Annotated in this window: 17 protein-coding genes and 1 pseudogene; 15 read left to right on the forward strand and 3 right to left on the reverse strand. The window is 67.6% G+C overall.

Annotation, left to right across the window (positions count from 1 at the left end):
• Positions 1–109 precede the first annotated feature (109 nt).
• Complete coding sequence (locus ABDZ92_RS12410) at positions 110–949, reverse strand: phytanoyl-CoA dioxygenase family protein (protein WP_164521295.1); 840 nt, start codon at positions 947–949, stop codon at positions 110–112.
• Between the two features lie 163 nt (positions 950–1,112).
• On the opposite strand from ABDZ92_RS12410, the gene ABDZ92_RS12415 reads away from it, so the two are divergent.
• The 15 genes and pseudogenes from ABDZ92_RS12415 to ABDZ92_RS12485 all read left to right on the forward strand — a co-directional run bounded on the left by ABDZ92_RS12415 (position 1,113) and on the right by ABDZ92_RS12485 (position 14,870).
• Positions 1,113–1,967 (forward strand): MBL fold metallo-hydrolase, encoded by an 855-nt coding sequence (locus ABDZ92_RS12415; RefSeq protein WP_125961132.1) that lies wholly within the window; start codon positions 1,113–1,115, stop codon positions 1,965–1,967.
• A complete protein-coding gene (locus ABDZ92_RS12420; RefSeq protein ID WP_125961131.1) occupies positions 1,952–2,665 on the forward strand; it encodes a DUF4230 domain-containing protein in 714 nt (237 codons plus the stop codon). The genes ABDZ92_RS12415 and ABDZ92_RS12420 overlap by 16 nt, the downstream gene beginning before the upstream one ends.
• A 152-nt stretch (positions 2,666–2,817) precedes the next feature.
• Positions 2,818–3,681: a TorF family putative porin gene (locus ABDZ92_RS12425; RefSeq protein ID WP_125961130.1), complete on the forward strand. Its 864-nt coding sequence runs from the start codon at positions 2,818–2,820 to the stop codon at positions 3,679–3,681.
• Between the two features lie 106 nt (positions 3,682–3,787).
• On the forward strand, positions 3,788–3,877 hold the full coding sequence (gene kdpF / locus ABDZ92_RS12430) for a K(+)-transporting ATPase subunit F (protein WP_125961129.1): 90 nt from the start codon (positions 3,788–3,790) through the stop codon (positions 3,875–3,877).
• Positions 3,878–3,891: 14 nt separating this feature from the next.
• Entirely contained in the window at positions 3,892–5,595 is a 1,704-nt protein-coding gene (gene kdpA / locus ABDZ92_RS12435; protein ID WP_125961128.1) for a potassium-transporting ATPase subunit KdpA, read from the forward strand.
• Between the two features lie 14 nt (positions 5,596–5,609).
• The gene (kdpB, locus tag ABDZ92_RS12440; RefSeq protein WP_125961127.1) at positions 5,610–7,643 is read left to right on the forward strand and encodes a potassium-transporting ATPase subunit KdpB; all 2,034 of its coding nucleotides are present in this window, start codon (positions 5,610–5,612) and stop codon (positions 7,641–7,643) included.
• 12 nt (positions 7,644–7,655) lie between these two features.
• Positions 7,656–8,231: a potassium-transporting ATPase subunit KdpC gene (gene kdpC / locus ABDZ92_RS12445; RefSeq protein WP_125961126.1), complete on the forward strand. Its 576-nt coding sequence runs from the start codon at positions 7,656–7,658 to the stop codon at positions 8,229–8,231.
• Positions 8,231–10,920 (forward strand): annotated as a pseudogene (locus ABDZ92_RS12450) (DUF4118 domain-containing protein). The gene kdpC and the pseudogene ABDZ92_RS12450 overlap by 1 nt, the downstream one beginning before the upstream one ends.
• Positions 10,920–11,606, forward strand: coding sequence for a response regulator transcription factor (locus tag ABDZ92_RS12455; RefSeq protein ID WP_125961124.1), 687 nt, complete (start codon positions 10,920–10,922; stop codon positions 11,604–11,606). Before ABDZ92_RS12450 ends, ABDZ92_RS12455 begins: the two are co-directional and overlap by 1 nt.
• Positions 11,607–11,717: 111 nt before the next feature.
• The gene (locus tag ABDZ92_RS12460; RefSeq protein WP_125961123.1) at positions 11,718–12,137 is read left to right on the forward strand and encodes a hypothetical protein; all 420 of its coding nucleotides are present in this window, start codon (positions 11,718–11,720) and stop codon (positions 12,135–12,137) included.
• Positions 12,134–12,526 (forward strand): hypothetical protein, encoded by a 393-nt coding sequence (locus ABDZ92_RS12465; protein ID WP_125961122.1) that lies wholly within the window; start codon positions 12,134–12,136, stop codon positions 12,524–12,526. Before ABDZ92_RS12460 ends, ABDZ92_RS12465 begins: the two co-directional genes overlap by 4 nt.
• Positions 12,527–12,729: 203 nt before the next feature.
• Positions 12,730–12,993: a hypothetical protein gene (locus ABDZ92_RS12470; RefSeq protein ID WP_125961121.1), complete on the forward strand. Its 264-nt coding sequence runs from the start codon at positions 12,730–12,732 to the stop codon at positions 12,991–12,993.
• An 11-nt stretch (positions 12,994–13,004) separates the two neighbouring features.
• Entirely contained in the window at positions 13,005–13,520 is a 516-nt protein-coding gene (locus tag ABDZ92_RS12475) for an SAM-dependent methyltransferase (protein ID WP_241211871.1), read from the forward strand.
• Positions 13,517–13,783 carry a hypothetical protein gene (locus tag ABDZ92_RS12480; protein WP_125961213.1) on the forward strand — a complete coding sequence of 89 codons (267 nt, stop codon included), beginning with the start codon at positions 13,517–13,519 and terminating at the stop codon, positions 13,781–13,783. The genes ABDZ92_RS12475 and ABDZ92_RS12480 overlap by 4 nt, the downstream gene beginning before the upstream one ends.
• 40 nt (positions 13,784–13,823) lie before the next feature.
• Positions 13,824–14,870, forward strand: a complete 1,047-nt coding sequence (locus ABDZ92_RS12485; RefSeq protein WP_164521294.1) for a hypothetical protein — start codon at positions 13,824–13,826, stop codon at positions 14,868–14,870.
• An 82-nt stretch (positions 14,871–14,952) separates the two neighbouring features.
• Here the strand turns inward: ABDZ92_RS12485 and ABDZ92_RS12490 are convergent, their stop codons facing one another.
• Both ABDZ92_RS12490 and ABDZ92_RS12495 read right to left on the reverse strand, forming a co-directional pair.
• Entirely contained in the window at positions 14,953–18,012 is a 3,060-nt protein-coding gene (locus ABDZ92_RS12490; protein WP_125961119.1) for a TonB-dependent receptor, read from the reverse strand.
• 204 nt (positions 18,013–18,216) lie between these two features.
• The gene (locus tag ABDZ92_RS12495) at positions 18,217–18,960 is read right to left on the reverse strand and encodes a FadR/GntR family transcriptional regulator (RefSeq protein ID WP_125961118.1); all 744 of its coding nucleotides are present in this window, start codon (positions 18,958–18,960) and stop codon (positions 18,217–18,219) included.
• Between the last annotated feature and the right edge of the window lie 73 nt (positions 18,961–19,033).

Below are 19,033 nucleotides of genomic sequence, written 5' to 3' on the forward strand. Positions count from 1 at the left end.
CGTATGGATTCGCGCGGCGTACCGGCACCCGTCGCCTCAGCGGTGGCAGGCGTCGCTTGATCCCCGCTAGCCGCAGATGGGGTCCCGACGCAGGGCAGCGATTAAGGTTCTATTCCAGGCGGGTGCTCTCCCCTGCCAGTGGCACTGGGAGCGCGCCCGCCAGTCGTTTCACGGCGAGCCTGGCGCTGCCAAGCGGCCCGTACTGGATGATCCACGCCTTGCGCGGAAGCGCGCTTTCGTTGCGGCCGGCGCGATGCAGGGTCGTCGGCGTGTGGATCGTCAGGCCGCCGACCGGCAGGGGACAGGAGATGCTGCCCGCGGGGTCGGGCCTGGCCTCCTGACCCGGCTGTCCGGACGAGCGAAGCACCCTGCGGTGGCGGACCAGCGGCCCCAGATGGCTTCCTGCAAGGAAGGTCATGCAACCGCTTTCCGGCGTCACGTCTTGCAGGGGGATCCAGAAGTGCAGCTGTCGGGGACGCGATGCGCGCCACAGCGCAAAGGCGGCGTCCTGGTGCCAGGGCGTCGCCGTATGGTTGCGCGCTCCCTTGTAGATCACGTGATCGAAGGATCGGGAGACCCGGCCCGCCAGCCTGCACGCCAATGCCGTGCAGCCCCGGAACACCGCCGTCTCCAAAAGCGCCGGGACCAGGGCGGCGGCATGGTTCAGCTCGATTTGGTCCCATCCGCCGAATCCCCGGTCGGATCCTGCATCCTCCGCCGGCTCGCCTCTTCGGGGATACCGCACCAGGAACGGCAGTGCGGCGGGGGTATGCTCCGCCTCCAAGAGTGCCCGGTCGAGCAGGCGCTCCACGTCGCGTACCTCGTCGCGGGAGAACAAGCCCGGGACGGCGGCAAAGCCGTCGCGCCTGAGCGCCACGGCCGTCGCTCGCAAGGCGTCCTCATCGAGGGCGATGCTGTCGGAGCGCCGGGGCAGACTAGGCAACACCATCGCAGCTCCTGGGCGAAGAACAGGGCGCAAGGCTAGGCGTAGGCGTATTCCCCGCCCACCGGAGATGGCTCTAAAACGGATTCGTCTGGTTGCGGGTGACGCCATCCCGGCCGAGATCCGCACGAAGCTTGTGCTGCCCGGTCCGAGTGGCCATGTCGAAGCGATGATGCATCCCCCAACGGGTATTCCGATCGCGCTGGAACCCCTGGTGCTGCGCGTCCTCGCCCCCAACGCTTCTCCCTACACCTACACCGGCACGCAGAGCTATGTGGTGGGCGGAACGACGGACGCCGCCGTGATCGATCCCGGGCCTGTCGACGCTTCGCACCTCGACGCGTTGCTGGCCGCCGTCGGCGCCCGACGGCTCGTCGCGGTCCTGTGCACCCATACCCATCGCGACCACAGCCCCGGCGCGCGGGCACTTGCCGATCGTACCGGCGCACCGATCGTCGGTTGCGCGCCGCTGACGATGGACGACGCCGGCCCACGCGCCGATGCCGCTTTCGATACGACCTATGCCCCCGACAGGGTGTTGGCGGAAGGGGAGGGAGTGTCGGGCACCGGCTGGTCGTTGCTGGCGGTCGAGACGCCCGGCCACACCTCCAACCATCTCGCCTTCGCACTTCCGGAAAGCGGCGCCCTGTTCAGCGGCGACCATGTCATGGGCTGGTCGACCACCATTGTCTCGCCGCCGGATGGCGACATGGCCGCCTATATGGCGAGCCTCGAGAAGCTGATGGGACGCTCGGACCGCATCTACTACCCAGGGCACGGCGAGGCGGTGGAGAACCCGCAGCGCTTCGTCCGCGGCCTTCTCGGCCACCGCAAGGCGCGCGAGGGCCAGATCCTGCGCCTGCTGGGCGAGGGCATCGGCGCGGTGCCGGCGATGGTGGCGCGCATGTATGTCGGGCTCGACGCGAAGCTGCTGCCGGCGGCGGAACGCTCGGTTCTCGCGCATCTGCTCGACTTGAAAGGTCGCGGGCTGGCGGTGGAGGCAGGCGAATGGCGACGCAGCTGAGGCCGGGCTTCGTACGCACGCTGGTGGCGCTGCTGATCGGCGCGGCGGTGACGCTCGGCGCAGTGCTGGTCTACCAGCGCTACACAGAGAACTATGTTGTGACGCAGGAGGAGGACGGCACCGCCGTCACCCGGCTCATCACCGCACGCCTGTCCGGCGCCTCCAGCCTGAAGGTCGCCGAACTCTCCGGCACGCTTCAAAGCACCGCCACCGACGTGCGGGGCTATGGCATGCTGAAGTCGAACCAGGTCATCAAGGTGCCGTTCTCGGTCGACTATTTCGTGGATGTGTCGCGGATCGGCTCCGGCGACATCCAGTGGTCCGAGGCGACCCGCACGCTGATCGTGGACGCACCCGACGTCACCGTTGCGAAACCGAACGTCGATGAGTCGCAGCGCACCCTGGTGCGGACCCAGGGCGTGTTCGTCACCCGCGCCGCCGGCGAGAACCTCGCCCGCCGCACCTCCCAAGCTGCGCAGAGCAAGGCCGGAGCTGAGGCCCGCTCCCCCGAGCGGATGGCCCAGGCTCGCGAAAAGGCCCGCGCCGCGCTCGGCCGCCTGCTCGGCGCGCCGCTTGAAAGCATGGGCTATGGTGACGCGCGGGTGCTGGTGACCTTTCCCAATGAACGCCTTTCGAAGGATCCCGAGCGCTGGGACGTGACCGCTCCGATCGATGAGGTGCTCGCCAACCGGCGCTGACCCCTCCGGCGCTGCCTGGCCATCGCGCGCAGCTATATGCGCGCACTATGCGAAAGCGGGGAATCGATCTCGAATTCCTACGCGGCGCGGACCTAATCCCCACGGCCTTGGCGCCCCGGCTGTCGGCGGTCGCCACACCCTTGGGGGCATGCATGAACTATTTCCGCCGGGTCGCCGTCGTGGCCCTTCTTACGCTGCCGTGCGCTGCTCAGGCCCAGTCGGCCGGGGGCACGGAAGCGCCCGAAACGACACCGTCTGTCACCGTCAGCGGTTCGGCGGCGATCGCCTCCGACTATCGCTTCCGCGGCGTGTCGCAAACGGACCAGGAACTGGCGGTGCAGGGTGGCATCACCGTGGCCCACGACAGCGGCCTCTACGTCGGCCTTTGGGGTTCGAACCTCGCCGGTTGGGGCACCTTCGGCGGCGCCAACATGGAGCTCGACCTGATCGGCGGCTACAAAGCGCAGCTTTCCGACAGCGCAACGCTGGACGTGGGGCTCACCTGGTACCTGTATCCGGGCGGCGCCGACGAGACCGACTTCGCCGAGCCTTATGTCAAGCTGACCGGCACCACCGGCCCTGCGACCCTGACGGCGGGCGCCGCCTATGCGCCCAAGCAGCAGGCGATCGGCAAATGGTATGACGACGGCGCGGCGGCGGCAGCCGGGCTCTACGACCATCCGGGCGCCAAGGACGACAATCTCTACCTCTGGGGTGACGCGGCGGTCGCCCTTGCCGGCACTCCGGTGACCGCAAAGGCGCACATCGGCCACAGCTGGGGGCAGGACGGGCTGGGCCCCAATGCCACTGCCGTCGCCCCGACCGGCGAATATTGGGACTGGTCGCTGGGCGCGGATGCGACCTGGCGCAACCTAACCTTCAACGTCTCGTACGTCGATACGGACATTTCTAGCCGCGAGGCCGGCTATCTGCGGCCGAGCTTCAGCAAGGGCCAGGACGGCACCGGCAACATCGCCGGCGGCACGGTCCTGGTCTCGCTGACCGCGGCCTTCTGAAGGAGACGGACCGATGCAGGACCTGCTCTGGATCCTCGTCATGGTCGGGCTGCTGGCGGCGACGCTCGCCTATGCCCGCCTGTGCGACCATGCGTGAGGTGACGCCATGACGCTCGACCTCTGGCTCGCGGCGCTGACCGCGGTTGCCCTTCTCGTCTATCTGGTGGCGGTGCTGATCCGCCCCGAACGCTTCTAGAAGGAGGCGGAACCATGACCATCCAGGGATGGATCCTGATCCTCGGCTTCGTCGGCATCCTGCTGGCGCTCACCAAGCCGATCGGCATGTGGCTGTTCGCGCTATACGAAGGCCGCCGCACCCCGCTCCACCTCGTGCTCGGCCCCGTCGAACGCGGCTTCTACAAGCTTGCCGGCATTGACCCCACGCAGGAGCAGGGCTGGCGCCGCTATGCGCTGCACATGCTGGTGTTCAACTTCGTGCTGATGGCCTTCACCTATGCGGTGCTGCGCCTGCAGGGCGTGCTGCCCGGCAACCCCCAAGGACTGGCGGGCCTCTCCCCGCACCTCGCCTTCAACACGGCGATCAGCTTCACGACCAACACCAACTGGCAAAGCTATGGCGGAGAGTCGACCATGTCGAACCTCAGTCAGATGCTGGGGCTGACGATCCACAATTTCCTGTCGTCGGCGACCGGCATTGCGCTCGCGTTCGCGCTCTTCCGCGGCTTCGCGCGGCGGGAGGCAAAGGCGATCGGCAATTTCTGGGCCGATTGCACCCGCGTGACGCTCTACCTGCTGCTGCCGCTCTGCGTCGTGATCGCGCTGTTCTACATCGCGAGCGGCGTTCCGCAGACGCTCGCCGGCGTCGTCGGCATCGACACGCTGGAAGGCGCGCGCCAGTCGATCCTGCTCGGCCCGGTCGCCAGCCAGGAAGCGATCAAGATGCTGGGCACGAACGGCGGCGGCTTTTTCAACGCCAATTCCGCGCACCCGTTCGAGAACCCGACCGCGCTCACCAACCTGATCCAGATGCTGTCGATCTTCGCGATCGGCGTGGGGCTGACCTGGTGCTTCGGCAAGGCGGTCGGCAATACCCGGCAGGGCTGGGCGATCCTGGCCGCGATGATGATCCTGTTCCTGGCGGGCGTCACCGTCACCTACTGGCAGGAAGCGGCGGGCAATCCGGTGCTCCACCAGCTCGGGGTCGCGGGCGGCAACATGGAGGGCAAGGAGGCCCGCTTCGGCATCGCCGCCTCGGCGCTGTTCGCAGTCGTCACCACCGCCGCCTCGTGCGGCGCGGTCAATGCGATGCATGACAGCTTCACCGCGCTGGGCGGCATGATCCCGCTGTTCAACATGCAGCTGGGCGAGGTCGTGATCGGGGGCGTCGGCGCCGGCATCTACGGCTTCCTGCTGTTCGCCATCCTCGCGGTGTTCGTCGCGGGGCTGATGGTGGGCCGCACGCCCGAATATATCGGCAAGAAGATCGAGGCGCGCGAGGTGAAGCTCGCGGTGCTTGCGATCGCCGTCCTGCCGCTGATGATCCTGGGTCTGACCGCCTTGTCTAGTGTGATGGAGCAGGGTCTTGCCGGGCCGCTCAACAAGGGGCCGCACGGGTTCAGCGAGATCCTCTACGCCTTCACCAGCGCTGTCGCGAACAACGGCTCGGCCTTTGCCGGCCTGACGGCGAATACGCCCTGGTACAACGGGCTGCTCGGCGTCGCGATGTGGGTGGGCCGCTTCTTCATCATCGTCCCGATGCTGGCGATCGCCGGCAGCCTCGCTGCCAAGAAGCACACGCCGGAAAGCGCGGGCTCGTTCCCGACCACCGGCGGCCTGTGGGTCGGCCTGCTCGTCGGCATCGTGCTGATCGTCGGCGGCCTCACCTTCCTGCCGAGCCTCGCGCTCGGTCCCATCGCCGATCATCTCGCGATGATCCGCGGCCAACTGTTCTGATCGAGGGCGCCACCATGGCCCAGAAAAGCCAGACCAAGAGCCTGTTCACGGCCGACCTCGTCGTGCCCGCGATCCAGGCGTCGTTCGTGAAGCTCAATCCGAAAGAGCTGATCCGCAATCCCGTCATGTTCGTCACCGCCGCGGTCGCGGCGCTGATGACGGTCCTGCTCGTCATCGGGCAGGACGATCTCACCACCGGCTTCAAGCTCCAGCTCGTCGTGTGGCTGTGGCTGACCGTGCTGTTCGGCACCTTCGCCGAGGCGCTGGCCGAGGGTCGCGGCAAGGCACAGGCGGCCTCGCTGCGCGCCACCAAGGCCGAACTCACCGCCAAGCGGCTCAAGAACGGGCGCACCGAACAGGTCCCCGCCAGCCAGCTTCGCGCCGGGGACCTGGTTCTGGTCGAGACCAACGACCTGATCCCGGCCGATGGCGAGGTGGTCGAAGGCGTCGCCTCGGTCAACGAAGCGGCGATCACGGGCGAAAGCGCGCCCGTCATCCGCGAGGCAGGCGGTGACCGCTCGGCAGTGACGGCGGGCACCCGCGTGATCTCGGACCAGGTCACCGTGCGGGTGACCGTGGATCCGGGCCAGGGCTTTCTCGACCGCATGATCGCCTTGGTCGAGGGCGCGGAGCGGCAGAAGACGCCGAACGAGATCGCGCTCACCCTGCTGCTCGTCGGCCTCACGATCATCTTCCTGATCGCGGTCGGCACCATCCCGGGCTTCGCCAGCTATGCGGGCGGGAGCATTCCCGTGGCGATCCTGTCGGCCCTGCTGATCACCCTGATCCCGACCACGATCGCCGCCCTGCTGTCGGCGATCGGCATCGCGGGCATGGACCGACTGGTCCGCTTCAACGTGCTCGCCAAGTCGGGCCGGGCGGTGGAGGCCGCCGGCGACGTCGACGTGCTGCTGCTCGACAAGACCGGCACCATCACCATCGGCGACCGGCAGGCGAGCGAGTTCCGCCCCGTCGGCGGCGCCAGCGATGCCGAACTCGCCGAAGCGGCACTGCTCGCGAGCCTGGCCGACGAGACCCCCGAGGGTCGCTCGATCGTGGTTCTCGCCCGCGACAAGTTCGGGGTCCACACCGCCGCGCTGCCGGCGGGGGCAGAGGTGATCCCCTTCACCGCGCAGACGCGCATCTCGGGCGTGCGGACCGGCGGCTTGCTGATCCAAAAGGGTGCGGTGGATTCGGTGCTCCGGGCCAATCCGGGCGTCGGCGAAACGGCCGCTGCCACCGAGTTGCGGCGCGTGACGGACGAGATCGCCCGCGCCGGCGGCACGCCACTGGCAGTCGCCAAGAACGGGCGGCTGCTGGGCGCCATCTTCCTGAAGGACGTGGTGAAGGCCGGCATCCGCGAGCGTTTCGGCGAACTTCGCGCAATGGGTATCCGCACGGTGATGATCACCGGCGACAATCCCCTGACCGCGGCGGCCATCGCCGCTGAAGCCGGGGTGGACGACTTCCTTGCCCAGGCGACGCCGGAGGACAAGCTCGCGCTGATCCGCAAGGAGCAGCAGGGCGGGCGGCTGGTCGCGATGTGCGGGGACGGCACCAACGATGCACCCGCGCTTGCGCAGGCTGATGTCGGCGTCGCCATGAACACCGGGACCCAGGCGGCTCGGGAAGCCGGCAACATGGTGGACCTCGACAGCGACCCGACCAAGCTGATCGAGGTGGTCGGTCTCGGCAAGCAGCTGCTGATGACGCGCGGCGCGCTCACGACCTTCTCGGTCGCGAACGACGTGGCGAAGTATTTCGCGATCATCCCGGCGATGTTCGTGGCGCTCTATCCGGGGCTCGGCGTCCTCAACGTCATGGGGCTCGCCACGCCGGAGAGCGCGATCCTGTCGGCGATCATCTTCAACGCGATCATCATCCCGCTGTTGGTGCCGCTGGCGCTAAAGGGCGTGGCGTACCGGCCGATGGCCGCCGGGCCGCTCCTCGCGCGCAATCTCGCCGTCTACGGCCTGGGCGGGCTCCTTGCCCCCTTCGTCGGCATCAAGATCATCGACCTGGCCGTCAACGGCCTGGGCCTCGCCTGAGGAGCATCTCGCATGGGCAACGACCTTTCCACTTCGCTGCGGCCTGCGATCGTCCTGACGATCCTGTTCGCGATCCTGCTCGGGATCCTCTATCCTCTGGCCATGACGGGCATCGGCCAGGCACTTTTTCCCTTCCAGGCGAACGGCAGCCTCGTGCGCGACGGAAGCGGCCGCGTGATCGGCTCGGCCGTGGTGGGCCAGGCCTTCACCTCCGGCCGCTATTTCCAGACGCGCCCCTCGGCCGCCGGCCAGGGCTATGACGGCCTCGCATCGTCGGGCTCCAACCTCGGCCCTGCCGCCCAGGCACTCACCGACCGGGTGAAGCCCGATGTCGCCAAGCGGCAGGCGGAGGGCATCACCGGCCCGCTTCCGGCGGACCTGGTGACCGCCAGCGGCTCCGGCCTCGATCCCGATCTCTCGCCCGAGGCGGCACTGGCCCAGGCGCCGCGGATCGCCGCGGTACGGGGACTCCCGGTCGAGCGCGTCCGCGCGCTCGTCAGCGAGCGCACGGAAGGCGGCGCGGTGCTCGGCGCGCCGCACGTGAACGTCCTGGCGATCAACCGCGCGCTGGACGCCCTTCCGCGCTGATGCCGCTCTCCGGGGACGACCGACCGGACCCGGACGCCCTTCTGCGCCAGGCGGCGCAGGAGGGCCGTGGCCGTTTGAAGATCTTCCTCGGCGCCGCCCCCGGCGTCGGCAAGACGTACGAGATGCTTTCGGAGGGCGCGGCACGGCGCCGCGATGGCGTCGACGTGGTGGTCGCCGTGGTCGAGACCCACGGCCGCGCAGAGACCGAAGCGCTGGTCCGCGGACATGAGGTGATCCCCCGGCGCGACGTCCCCTACGAGGGGCGCACGTTGCGCGAGATGGATCTGGACGCGGTGCTCGCCCGCGCGCCCCGGCTCGCACTGGTCGACGAGCTCGCCCACACCATGCGCCGGGCAGCCGGCACCCCAAACGTTATCAGGATGTCGAGGAGCTGCTGGCGGCCGGGATCGACGTCTACTCCACCATCAACATCCAGCACGTGGAAAGCCTGAACGACGTCGTCGCGTCCTTCACCCGCGTCCGCGTGCGGGAAACGGTGCCCGATCGCATCCTGGAGATGGCGGAGGTCGAAGTCGTCGACATCCCGCCCGACGAGCTCATCGAGCGGCTGAAGGCAGGCAAGGTCTATCTCCCGCACGAGGCGACCCGTGCGCTCAACCACTTCTTCTCCAAGTCCAACCTCTCGGCCCTTCGGGAACTTGCGCTGCGGCGCGCGGCGCAAGCCGTCGACGCGCAAATGCTGGAGCATGTGCGCGCGATCGGCGTCGGCGGCACCTGGGCGGGCAGCGAGCGGATCGTCGTCGCAGTGAGCGAACTGCCCGGCGCCGATGGCCTGGTCCGCGCCGCCAAGCGTCTTGCCGACGCGCTCAAGGCGCCTTGGACCGCGCTGTTCATCGAGACCCCGCGCGCGGCCCAATTCAGCGACGCCCAGCACGAGCGGATCGCGGCGACCATGTCGCTCGCGACCCAGCTCGGCGGTGCGATCGCCACCGTACCGGCTCCCTCGGCACTCGAAGGCATCCAGGCCTTCGTGGCGGACGCGCGTGCCACCCAGCTGGTGGTCGGCAAGTCGAAGCGGTCGCGCTGGTTCGAACTTCGCTACGGTTCGGTGGTCGACCGGCTGGTGCGCGGGACGCCGGGCGTGACGGTGCACGTGCTCCCGGTGGAAGAGGTGCCGGGGCAGGGGGGAAGCGCGCCCACGCAGGCGGGTCGCACGCGCGGTCGCGGCTGGGGATCGCCTGCCGGCTATGGCCTGACGTTGCTCGGTGTGGCGGCCGTGACCGCGCTTGCGAGCACGCTGTTCCACGTCCTGAACCTCGGCAACGTCGCGCTGCTCTACCTGCTTCCCGTCATGGCGGCCGCCAGCCTCTATGGTCTTCGCACCGGCCTGTTCGCGGGGCTGGCGTCGAGCCTGTGCTACAATTTCTTCTTCCTGCCGCCGACCGGCACGCTGACCGTCAACAATCCGGAGAACATCGTCTCGGTCTTCGTCCTGCTCGGCGTCGCCGTCGCCACCAGCCAGTTGACCGCACGCGTGCGTGCGCAGGCGGATATTGCGGCGGCAAGTGCACGCACCAACGCCACGCTTGCGGGCTTCCTACACCAGTTGAGCGGCGTCAGCGAACAGGCAGAGGCGGCGCGGGTGATCTGCAACGATGTCGGACGCCTGTTCGACGTCCAGGCCGTGTTGCTGGCGCCTTCCCCTGGTGCGGGCCTTGGCGTGCTTGCCGCGACCAACCCGGACTATCGTCTCGACACCATGGACCTGGCTGCCGCCAACTGGGCGTTCGACACGGGCGGAGCCGCAGGGAAGGGGTCGGGGACGCTCGCCGCATCCGAGTGGCTGTTCCAGCCGCTGAAGTCGGGCGCAGGCACGCTCGCGGTGTTGGGCCTCGCGCGCGAGAACGGGAGCGAGCCGGTCCGTGCCGATCAGCTCCCGCTCCTCACCAGCCTCGTGAACCAGGCTGCGCTCGTGATCGAACGGCTGCGCCTTCAGGCGGAGATCCGCGACGTCGATGCGGTCCGCACCCGCGACCGGCTGCGCGCGGCGCTGCTGTCGTCGGTCAGCCACGACCTGCGCACGCCGCTTACGGCCGTGCTCGCCGCCGCCGACGCCCTCGACCATGGCGCCACCCCGGAGCTGATCGGCACCATCAAGAGCGAGGCGTCACGGCTCAACCGGTTCGTCGCCAATCTCCTCGACATGACGCGGGTGGAGGCGGGCGCGCTGAAGCTCAGCGTCGAGGCGGTGGACCTGAGCGATGCCGTGGCGGGCGCCGCGCACGACGCGCGCCGGGCGCTGGAGGGCCATCCGGTGCGCCTAGACGTCCCACCCGATCTGCCGCTGGTGCGCGCCGACCCGCAACTGCTCCACCACTGCCTGCTGAACCTGCTCGACAATGCCGGCCGCTATGGCGACCCCGGTACCGAGATCGTCATCGAGGGCCGGCATCGCTACGGCCAGCTCCGGCTCGCCGTGCTCGACCACGGGCCCGGGCTGCCGCCGGGCCGTGAGACCGAGGTGTTCGAGACCTTCCGCCGGCTCGAGGGCTCGGATCGTGCGACCGGGGGCACCGGCCTCGGCCTCGCCATCGTCAAGGCATTTGCCGAAGCCATGGGGCTAGGCGTCGAGGCGGGCAACCGGGAAGACGGCAGCGGCGCCGCGTTTGCGATCCTCTTCCCACCTTCCCTCATCGTGCGCGACGTCGCGCAGGAAAGCATCTCCTGATGGCCGCCAGAATCCTGATCGTGGACGACGAAGTCGCCATCCGCCGCCTGCTGCGCAATACGCTGGAGCGCGCGGGCTATGCCGTGGCGGAGGCAATGAACGGACGCGAGGCTCTGGTGCAGGCAACCGCACACGAGCCCGACGCCATCCTCCTCGACTTGGGACTGCCCGACCGCGACGGCCTCACCCTGATCCCGATGCTGCGCAAGCAGGCGAATGGCGTGATCCTGGTGGTGTCTGCACGCGAAGCGACGGAAGAGAAGGTGGCGGCGCTGGACCTTGGCGCCGACGACTATGTGACCAAGCCCTTCGACACCGACGAGTTGCTTGCCCGGCTGCGTGTCGCGCTGCGCCATCACGGCGGCTCCGGTGCGACGCCCAAGCTGGTGCGCCGCGGAGACATCACCATCGACCTCGACCAACGCCTCGTCTGCCGGGCCGGCGAGGAACTGCATCTGACCCGCAAGGAGCACGACGTGCTGGCGGTGCTCGCGCGCCACATCGGGCGGGTCGTCACGCACGAGCGCATCATCGCCGCCGCCTGGAGCGGGGAAGAGGATCCGCGGGTGGAATATCTGAGGATCGTGATCCGCAATCTCCGCCAGAAGCTGGAGGCGCCCGGCCCCGTCGGGAGCGTGATCGCCAACGAACTCGGCGTCGGCTACCGGCTGCGGCCCGATAGCTAACGCTGGGCATCGGGAACGCCGCACTATGGGCCCGCTATGCGAAAGCCTTGAATCGATCTCGAATTGCTATGCGCCGGGGGATAGCTGGGCCGCCACAACGGGGAATGTGGCATGCGCACGTGGCATCGGTCGTGGAAGGCGAGCATCGGGCTTCGCGCCGTCGGAGTGGCCTTGTGCGGCCTTGCCTGGGCGGCAATCGCCAGGCTCGCGAGCTATCCGCCAACTGCCCCGGGCCTGATCCCGTACCTGCTCGCCGGCCTCGGGGTGATTTCCGCGAGCGCGGGAGGCGCGCTGGCATTCCTGGGACCACGCCTGTTCACACCGGTGCGGGTCAGTGCGCGCTGGCGCCACAATCGCGCCGCCCCTTCTCGCCCCGCCGACGCATGGCACCACGCCCTGCTCCCGAACGCGAACGTCGTGCCGGAATTGCCGGACGCCTGGCTTACGCCTGAACCCACGGCGGCGGCAGGGATGGCCTGGCACGGGGTCCGCTCAGGCGCGGGACAGGCCCTCGACAGGGCAAGGGCATGACCAATCTCACCGCACGCCTTACAGGCGTCGTCTGCCTCGCGGCCGCCGCGGCAAGCACGCTCCTTCACCGCGCGATCTTCGTCGCGGCGCAAGGCGGCCCGGCACAGGCAGCCGAGTTCGCCACCGGGCTGCTCAGCTTTGTGCTCGCAAGTCTTGGCGTCCTGCTGCTGACGAACGGCGCCCGGTTGTTCGAGCGTCTGGAGCCGCCGGCCGCGAAGCCGACGGAGGTGCTCCCGGTTTCGGAGCCTGCCGGAATGGACGAGTCCGCCGCGTTCGACTCCCGCTATGGTGTCGCCCGGCTTCTGGCCGATCGCGCGATCCGGACGGCGTCGCTGCGGGAAGCGGCTCGTCACGCGTCCGATCCTGAGCCTCTCCACACACGTCGCTGACGCAGGCCCATGGCCGCGCTGTGGCCTGCTCTACAGAATAGCCGAATGCCCAACGGCAGTTCCAGGTCCGCGACTGGCGCCAGCGCTACGCCGCTATGCGGGCGCTATGCGAAAGCCGGGAAACGATCTCGAAACGCTATGCGGCGGTCCGTAGATCGCCGGGTGACGGGCCATGGAGCCCGGCCTACCGAGGTACAATCGACATGATGTCGGACGTTTCTCCAGAGCCCGACCAACCCGGGCGCATCATCTACGTGGGCCAGGACTGCGCTGGCCACTGGCTGGTCCAGGACAGCGGCAAGACACTGGAAGGCCGCTTCGTCTCCTATGCAGCGGCCATGCATTATGCGCGCGAGGAGCGCGGAATCTACCGGGCAGAGATCGCGATCGCATCCGCACCGCTGGTCCCGCTGGTCTCCTTCGATCCGGCGCCGGCGCCACGGCATGCGCTCGCCCGCGCGGCATGAGGGAGGCAGTCATGCACGAACTCCTTTCCATCTCGCCAGGACCGATCCCGGTTCACCGGCTGCCGAAGCCCGGCCCTCGCAGCCCATCCGTCCACCGTTCGGCGGCCCATGACCCGCGCTGGGCTGCCGTCACGGCGCACCTCGCCGCGTTGAAAGAGCAGGGGCGCCATGCGATCCGCATCGTGGACGCAGACTGCGGCGCCGGCGCGCTGCTGCTGGGCGCGCTTCTTCAGGCCCGCGCGATCGGGTTCACTGCGATCGAGGGACGGGGGATCGATGGCTCCTCGTCGATGATCGGGCGCGCACGCGCTTCTGCGGCCCGCTTGCGCGACCGGGCGATCGGCGTGACCTTCGAGGTCGGCGACGTCGCAGCCGCACTTCGCGACGAGGCGGACCTGCCGGCGGACCTGCTGCTCTGGCACCGCTATCCGGCGCCGGAAGCCGGCGACATCAGGGCGGCGCTTGGCCGTGCAGCAGAGGTCGTGATCGACGACAGCTCCGCTGCCGCAGACCGGTGGGCGGCATGACCGGGCGTGACCTCCGGTGGCGGGCGGCCGGCCTGCTGCTGAGCGCCATCGCGTGCGCCGGCACCTTTCTCCATCGCGACGGCTCACCGCTTACGATCGTCTTCTTTCTGGGAGCGATCTGCGGCATCGTGCTGATGCTCCATGGCAAGCGGGTAGCGGTGGCCCTGCGCGCGGAGCGCCGCGGCCATTGCCAAACGGCGGCCGCGATCCACACCCAGCGGATGCGTCGCCAAGAGCGTCGATCCGATCGCGTGCGGCGCTGAGAGCCGAATGGAGTGCGCGTTCCGTTCAGGCGTGCTCCACGTGGAGGACGTACCCCTTTCCGCTGTCGCCGCAATGGTGGGGACACCGGTTCTCGTCGTCTCGGCCGCTGCCCTCGGGGCTGCCACCCCGCGGCCGGTACCCCGTGTCCAGCATGTCCTTTCAATCCGCTCGATCGCCAGCGCGGCGGTGCTGCGCCGGCTGGCAACGGAGAGTTGCAGCGCCGACGTAACCTCCGGTCCGGAAATGCACCAGGCGCTCGCAGCCGGGATACCACCCGCTGAGATCGGCTTTTCCGGCTCCTCCGGGAACGGCGCTGCACTGGCCGCAGCGCTTGCGGCCGGCATCGGCCGCTTCACGCTCGAGCTGGAGGAGGAGGGCGCGCTGCTCTCGGCCCTGGCGCTCGCACGCGGAACCCGGGCAAGAGCGCTGCTGCGCGTCGCCAGTCTTGCTCCCAATCCGGCCGCTTTTCCCGCCGCGTACAACCGCCTCTCCCGCTTGGCCGGTCTCGATCTCTGCGGGCTGTCGATTTCTGCCGCCGCGGCAATGGAACCTGCCGCGATCGGGACGCTGATCGGCCACCTTCGGGCGCAGGGGCATCGCGTCGAACGCGTCGATCTCACCGCCGTGCCCGGCGGCATGGACGATGATGCGCTAAGCAGGTGCGCAAGCGCCTCGGATGTTGTGTTGGGAATTCCCGTCGCCGGTCTTCCGCCGGAGGCGGCCGTGCTCCTGACCCGCGTGCTGCGGGTGAAGCGCACGCCGGTGGGACCGTGCATCTTCGTCGATGCCGGGCGTGCGGTCTTTCGCGGCTTCCACGCCGTCCAGCCTCGCAGCCCCCACATGCTGGCCAGGGTTCCAGGTGCGAGATCGCCGCATGCTGATCCCGGAGCCACACTCGACTGGGTGGAACGCGGGGATCTCGTCATGATCCACCCGGATCGGGACCCCATGTCGCAATTGGTGGTGGTGGACGGAAGCCGGTGTGAGATGGAGGCGGATCGCTTGCCTGCCGCGACGCTGGCTGGTCGTGCCGCGAGAGGCTATGAAAACGTCACCTCCGCGCTTCCGGATATTTCCCACTTATAGACATAATCCTTGCTATCGGACCCAGCTTCAAGCCGAAGAGGGCTGTGTCTCCGGCGAGACACGGCCCCGTACGGTGCAACGCTCAGAACTGGAAGTTGACGGCTAGCGCGTAGGTGCGGCCGAAATAGGCCGTGTACAGCGGGTCCTGGCGCGTGGTGTCGACCGTCAGCCGGTTGGTCTCGTTGGTGATGTTCGAGACTTCCGCGATCAGCTTGAGGTTTTCGCTGATGTTGTAGGACGCCGAAGCGTCCACAAAGATCGAACTGGCGTTGGACGTCGAGTCCGCATCGACCGAACCGCTCGGCACCGCCGTGAGGAACGAGGACCGATAGTTCACGGTAGAACGGATGCTGAATTTCTCGTCCTCATAGTACAGCGTGCCACTGGCGGTTTCCGGTGAGAGGCCGACGAGCGGAGCCGTGCGCGTAAGGGTCGGCGAGATGATGTAGTCGATGTTCGAGCGCACCCGCGTGAAGTTCGCCAGCGCACCGAAGTTGCTGAGCGCCCCCGGCAGGAAGCGGAACGGCAGCTGTACGTTCACTTCCCAGCCGCGCAGCGGACCGCCGGGGGTGTTGTTGCTGCGCTGAACGGTGAACAGGTCGGTCGGCCGCAGCTGCGTTCCCGAGAGCAAGCTCAGCGGCAGGCCGATTTCCTCGAAGGGAACCTGGGTGCTCGTCGTCTGGATATAGGTTTCGATGTTCTTGTAGAAATAGGCGACCGAAATCAGCGATCCCGGAGCGAAATACCATTCGAGCGAGCCGTCAAAGGTGTTGGCCCGGATGGGGTCCAGGAACGGGTTGCTGAAGGAGGCCGTCTGGATCACCAGATTGGCGGAACCGGCGGGGATCAACTGGCCATAGGAGGGGCGCGACATCACCCGCGCTGCCGAGACGCGCGCGATCAGGTCCGGCGTGATGTTCAGGGCCAGGTTGATCGACGGCAACCAATCCTCGTAGGATCGGCTAACCTCGGAAATCACGTACATCGATGGGTAGGTCGAACCGGAGGGCGACGCGGTGGTGATCGGACCATAGGTGTTCAGCCCGGTGTGGACATAGCGGACACCGGCATCGCCCCGCAGGGTGAACGGCAGGATGTTCTCCGTGTCGAACTTGAACATCAAATAGCCCGAGCCGTAGGTCTCCTTCACGCCACCATAGGTTCCCTTGGCGCATTCCAGATTGCAGTAGACATAGTCGTCCAGACCGACCGCCGAGCGGAACTTGTCCGGATCGATCGAAACGAAGTCCTGCAGTTGCCCGTCGAGGTTCTTGCCCACCCCGTTCGTCACGAAGGTGAGGCTTGAGAGGGATACGCCGGTGGGCAGTTCGAGCGGCGTGTTGGTGGCGAGTTGACGCTCCCGCGCGGTGTAGCTGTTGGTACGATATTGCCCGCCGACCTGCACGGTGAACTGCGACGCAGCTTCCCACTCGCCATTCAGCTCGAAGGTCTTGCTCGTGATCTTGTTACGCCGGATGAAGTTCGACAATTGCCCGCGCTGGTCGCCGGTGGGAAGCGGTGGGCCATATTGAAACAGCGCTGCGTTCGTCGTGTCGATCCCATAGGTGATCTTGGGAATGTCGGGATTGTCGCGGAAGTCGATCGAGAAGTCGCGCGTATCGTTGGAGTCGATCGCCACCTGCAGGCGATCCACGTCGAGCACCGACTGGTTGATCCCCGCCAAGCCGAAAAGCCGGAAGCTGTCCGAAAAGCGATGGTCGAAGTTGAAGTTCACCTGCTTGTAGGTGGAGGTGAAGCGCTCGTCCTGCATCTCCGAGCGAAGATCGACGCCGTCGAAGAGGCCGTGGACCAGTGAGCCATTGTCGTCGACTTCGATGTCGCGCACGGAGGTGAGCGGTTGGCCGTTGTTCGAGATGGCGCGACCGAAGGAACGCGCGTCGAACATGGTGTCGAGCCGATGGACCTTGAATCGGGAATAGAGTCCGTCGAGCGAGATGTCGGTGTCGTCGGTCGGCTTCCACTGCAGCGTCAGCGACCCTGCCAGGCGCTCCTGGTTCTGGCTGCTCTTCACGGGGCGCGGCAGGCGCGGCAGGTACACGCCGCCGCCTGGTTTGCCGTTCACCCCCGTACGGCTCATGATATAGTCGTAGGCAGCCGCCGTGCCGGTGCGCGGATTGTTGGTGCTGCAGTTGTTGGCGTCGGCGCCGATCGGCGTGCCGTTCGGCTGGGTATAGCCGGGCACCGGGCTGGTCGTTGGAACGCCGTTATAGACATAGCCTACCGGCGTGCAGAACGGGAAGATCACGCCTGCGTTGGCCGTGCCGGCCGGTTGGGCCAGGCCATAGACGGTCGTCGGGACGACATCGACCGCCGAATAGGCGTATTCGTCGATGTGGCGCTTCGAATAGGCGATGCTTCCAAGCACGCCGAACGTGTCGCCGAACTTCTTTGAGACCAGCGCGGATAGGCGCGGATCCACCTTCTTGCGGATGTCGTTGTAGATGCCGCGGGCGGTGCCCGTCAGGACCAGGTCGTCACCGCGCTGATCGAACGGCTTGGGCGCACGCAAATCGACGGTCGCACCCAGCGACCCCTCCTCCACATCGGCAGACAGCGTCTTTCGCACGGATAGAGCAGAGAAGATCTCGGTCGGGAAAGTCACGAAGTCGAATGAGCGCCCGCTCGCGACGCCGCCACGAATGTCGCTTCCGCTGACCTGCGAGACGCCTTCCATGCCGTTGATGCGTACACGGGTGAATTGCGCACCGAGACCGCGGACGGAGATGTTGCGCCCCTCGCCGCCGTCGCCCCGCGAAAGCGCGACGCCCGGAATGCGCTGCATGGACTCGGCCAGGTTCGAATCCGGGAACTTGCCGATGTCCTCGGCAACGATGCTGTCGATTGCCGCGGTCTCGATGCGCTTCGCATTGAGGGCGCTGTTGAGCGACGCGCGGAATCCCGTGACGACGATGTCAGTTTGCGGAGCGCCGTCGGTTGGCTCCTGTGGGGCTTGTGTGGAAGCCGCCGCTTGGTCCGCCTGTCCCGCCTCGGGCACGCCCATGTCGCTCGTCACTCCCGCGGCAGCGGTTTGTGCCTGCGCCTGGATCGCGGCCGTGAGTAGCGGAATGAGAACACTGGTCGAAAGGAGCAAACGATTCTTGTTGCCGCTGTTGAGCCTCACGCCGCCTCTCCCTGTTATACCCGGCGCCCTTGATGGACGTCCTTGGCAGTGATGTGCCGATCACCGGCATCAATCCTGCTGTCGGGTAACACTGCACAACCTGTATGACAATAGAGGCCAAGTGGTCGGGCAGTTGGCGGCAGTAGTTCTCTTACTGGAATGTACGGTTCAACTGACCAATGTTAGCGGAACCATAGAGCTTGATCAGACAGCGCGGCGTGCAAAGGCGCGTCGGCGTTGCGCGGTCTCGGCACGGACGCGCTCCACCGCCTCGGCTTCGTTGAGATGGAGCAGGTGGTCGATCACGCGCGTCAGATGATCGCGCATGGCGAGTCTCGCCTCGGCCGGATTGCGCGCTTCCAGCGCGCGCAGGATGCGACCGTGCTCCTCGAGACGCTCCTTCGTGCCCAGGCTGCCAGCCTTGCGCAGCACCTCGCGCGCCAGCGGCGATCGAAAACGTAGATCCCAAAAGTCGGTCACCGCGGAGATGATGACGGCGTTGCCCGTCGCCTCGGCGATGCCGATGTGGAAGCGGCGATCCGCGTCCTCGGCCGCGGTCACATCCTCCTGCGCCATCTCAGCGACTAGCGCGCGCAGCTGTGCCAGCTGGGCGTCGTCGATCTCCGTTGCCGCCACCGCCGCGACTTCCCCCTCTACAAGGCGGCGCGCCTCGATGATCTCGAATGCTCCAATGTCGTATTCCTCGCCTGCCTCGTCGGTCGTCGAGGCGAGGACGAACACGCCCGATCCCTTTCGCGCTTCCACCAGGCCCTGCATCTCCAGCGCGATCATCGCCTCGCGAATGGTCGGCCGACTCACTCCGAAGCGTTCCGTGAGGTCCCGCTCGGCAGGGAGGCGGGACCCGATGGGAAAGACGCCAGCTCCGATGTCCGCGATGATGGCCTGCACGATCTTCCGATACAGCTTGCCGCCATTGTTGCCTGACATGTTTATTCCCGATCTCTAACTGCGCGCGATCCGACACCGCTTCCGCATCGGCCTTCCTGCATGAAGTCGCGCT

Source organism: Sphingomonas molluscorum (assembly GCF_039522995.1).
In the GTDB taxonomy this organism is placed as follows: domain Bacteria; phylum Pseudomonadota; class Alphaproteobacteria; order Sphingomonadales; family Sphingomonadaceae; genus Sphingomonas; species Sphingomonas molluscorum.

What these genes read in the sequence shown, in the direction of transcription:
- ABDZ92_RS12420 (WP_125961131.1), top strand. Translation starts at nt 1,952, where the DNA reads ATGGCGACGCAGCTGAGGCCGGGCTTCGTACGCACGCTGGTGGCGCTG.
- ABDZ92_RS12480 (WP_125961213.1), top strand. Translation starts at nt 13,517, where the DNA reads ATGACCGGGCGTGACCTCCGGTGGCGGGCGGCCGGCCTGCTGCTGAGC.
- kdpF (WP_125961129.1), top strand. Translation starts at nt 3,788, where the DNA reads ATGACGCTCGACCTCTGGCTCGCGGCGCTGACCGCGGTTGCCCTTCTC.
- ABDZ92_RS12475 (WP_241211871.1), top strand. Translation starts at nt 13,005, where the DNA reads ATGCACGAACTCCTTTCCATCTCGCCAGGACCGATCCCGGTTCACCGG.
- kdpC (WP_125961126.1), top strand. Translation starts at nt 7,656, where the DNA reads ATGGGCAACGACCTTTCCACTTCGCTGCGGCCTGCGATCGTCCTGACG.
- kdpB (WP_125961127.1), top strand. Translation starts at nt 5,610, where the DNA reads ATGGCCCAGAAAAGCCAGACCAAGAGCCTGTTCACGGCCGACCTCGTC.
- ABDZ92_RS12465 (WP_125961122.1), top strand. Translation starts at nt 12,134, where the DNA reads ATGACCAATCTCACCGCACGCCTTACAGGCGTCGTCTGCCTCGCGGCC.
- ABDZ92_RS12410 (WP_164521295.1), bottom strand. Translation starts at nt 949, where the DNA reads ATGGTGTTGCCTAGTCTGCCCCGGCGCTCCGACAGCATCGCCCTCGAT.
- ABDZ92_RS12460 (WP_125961123.1), top strand. Translation starts at nt 11,718, where the DNA reads ATGCGCACGTGGCATCGGTCGTGGAAGGCGAGCATCGGGCTTCGCGCC.
- ABDZ92_RS12470 (WP_125961121.1), top strand. Translation starts at nt 12,730, where the DNA reads ATGATGTCGGACGTTTCTCCAGAGCCCGACCAACCCGGGCGCATCATC.
- kdpA (WP_125961128.1), top strand. Translation starts at nt 3,892, where the DNA reads ATGACCATCCAGGGATGGATCCTGATCCTCGGCTTCGTCGGCATCCTG.
- ABDZ92_RS12455 (WP_125961124.1), top strand. Translation starts at nt 10,920, where the DNA reads ATGGCCGCCAGAATCCTGATCGTGGACGACGAAGTCGCCATCCGCCGC.
- ABDZ92_RS12415 (WP_125961132.1), top strand. Translation starts at nt 1,113, where the DNA reads ATGATGCATCCCCCAACGGGTATTCCGATCGCGCTGGAACCCCTGGTG.
- ABDZ92_RS12425 (WP_125961130.1), top strand. Translation starts at nt 2,818, where the DNA reads ATGAACTATTTCCGCCGGGTCGCCGTCGTGGCCCTTCTTACGCTGCCG.
- ABDZ92_RS12495 (WP_125961118.1), bottom strand. Translation starts at nt 18,960, where the DNA reads ATGTCAGGCAACAATGGCGGCAAGCTGTATCGGAAGATCGTGCAGGCC.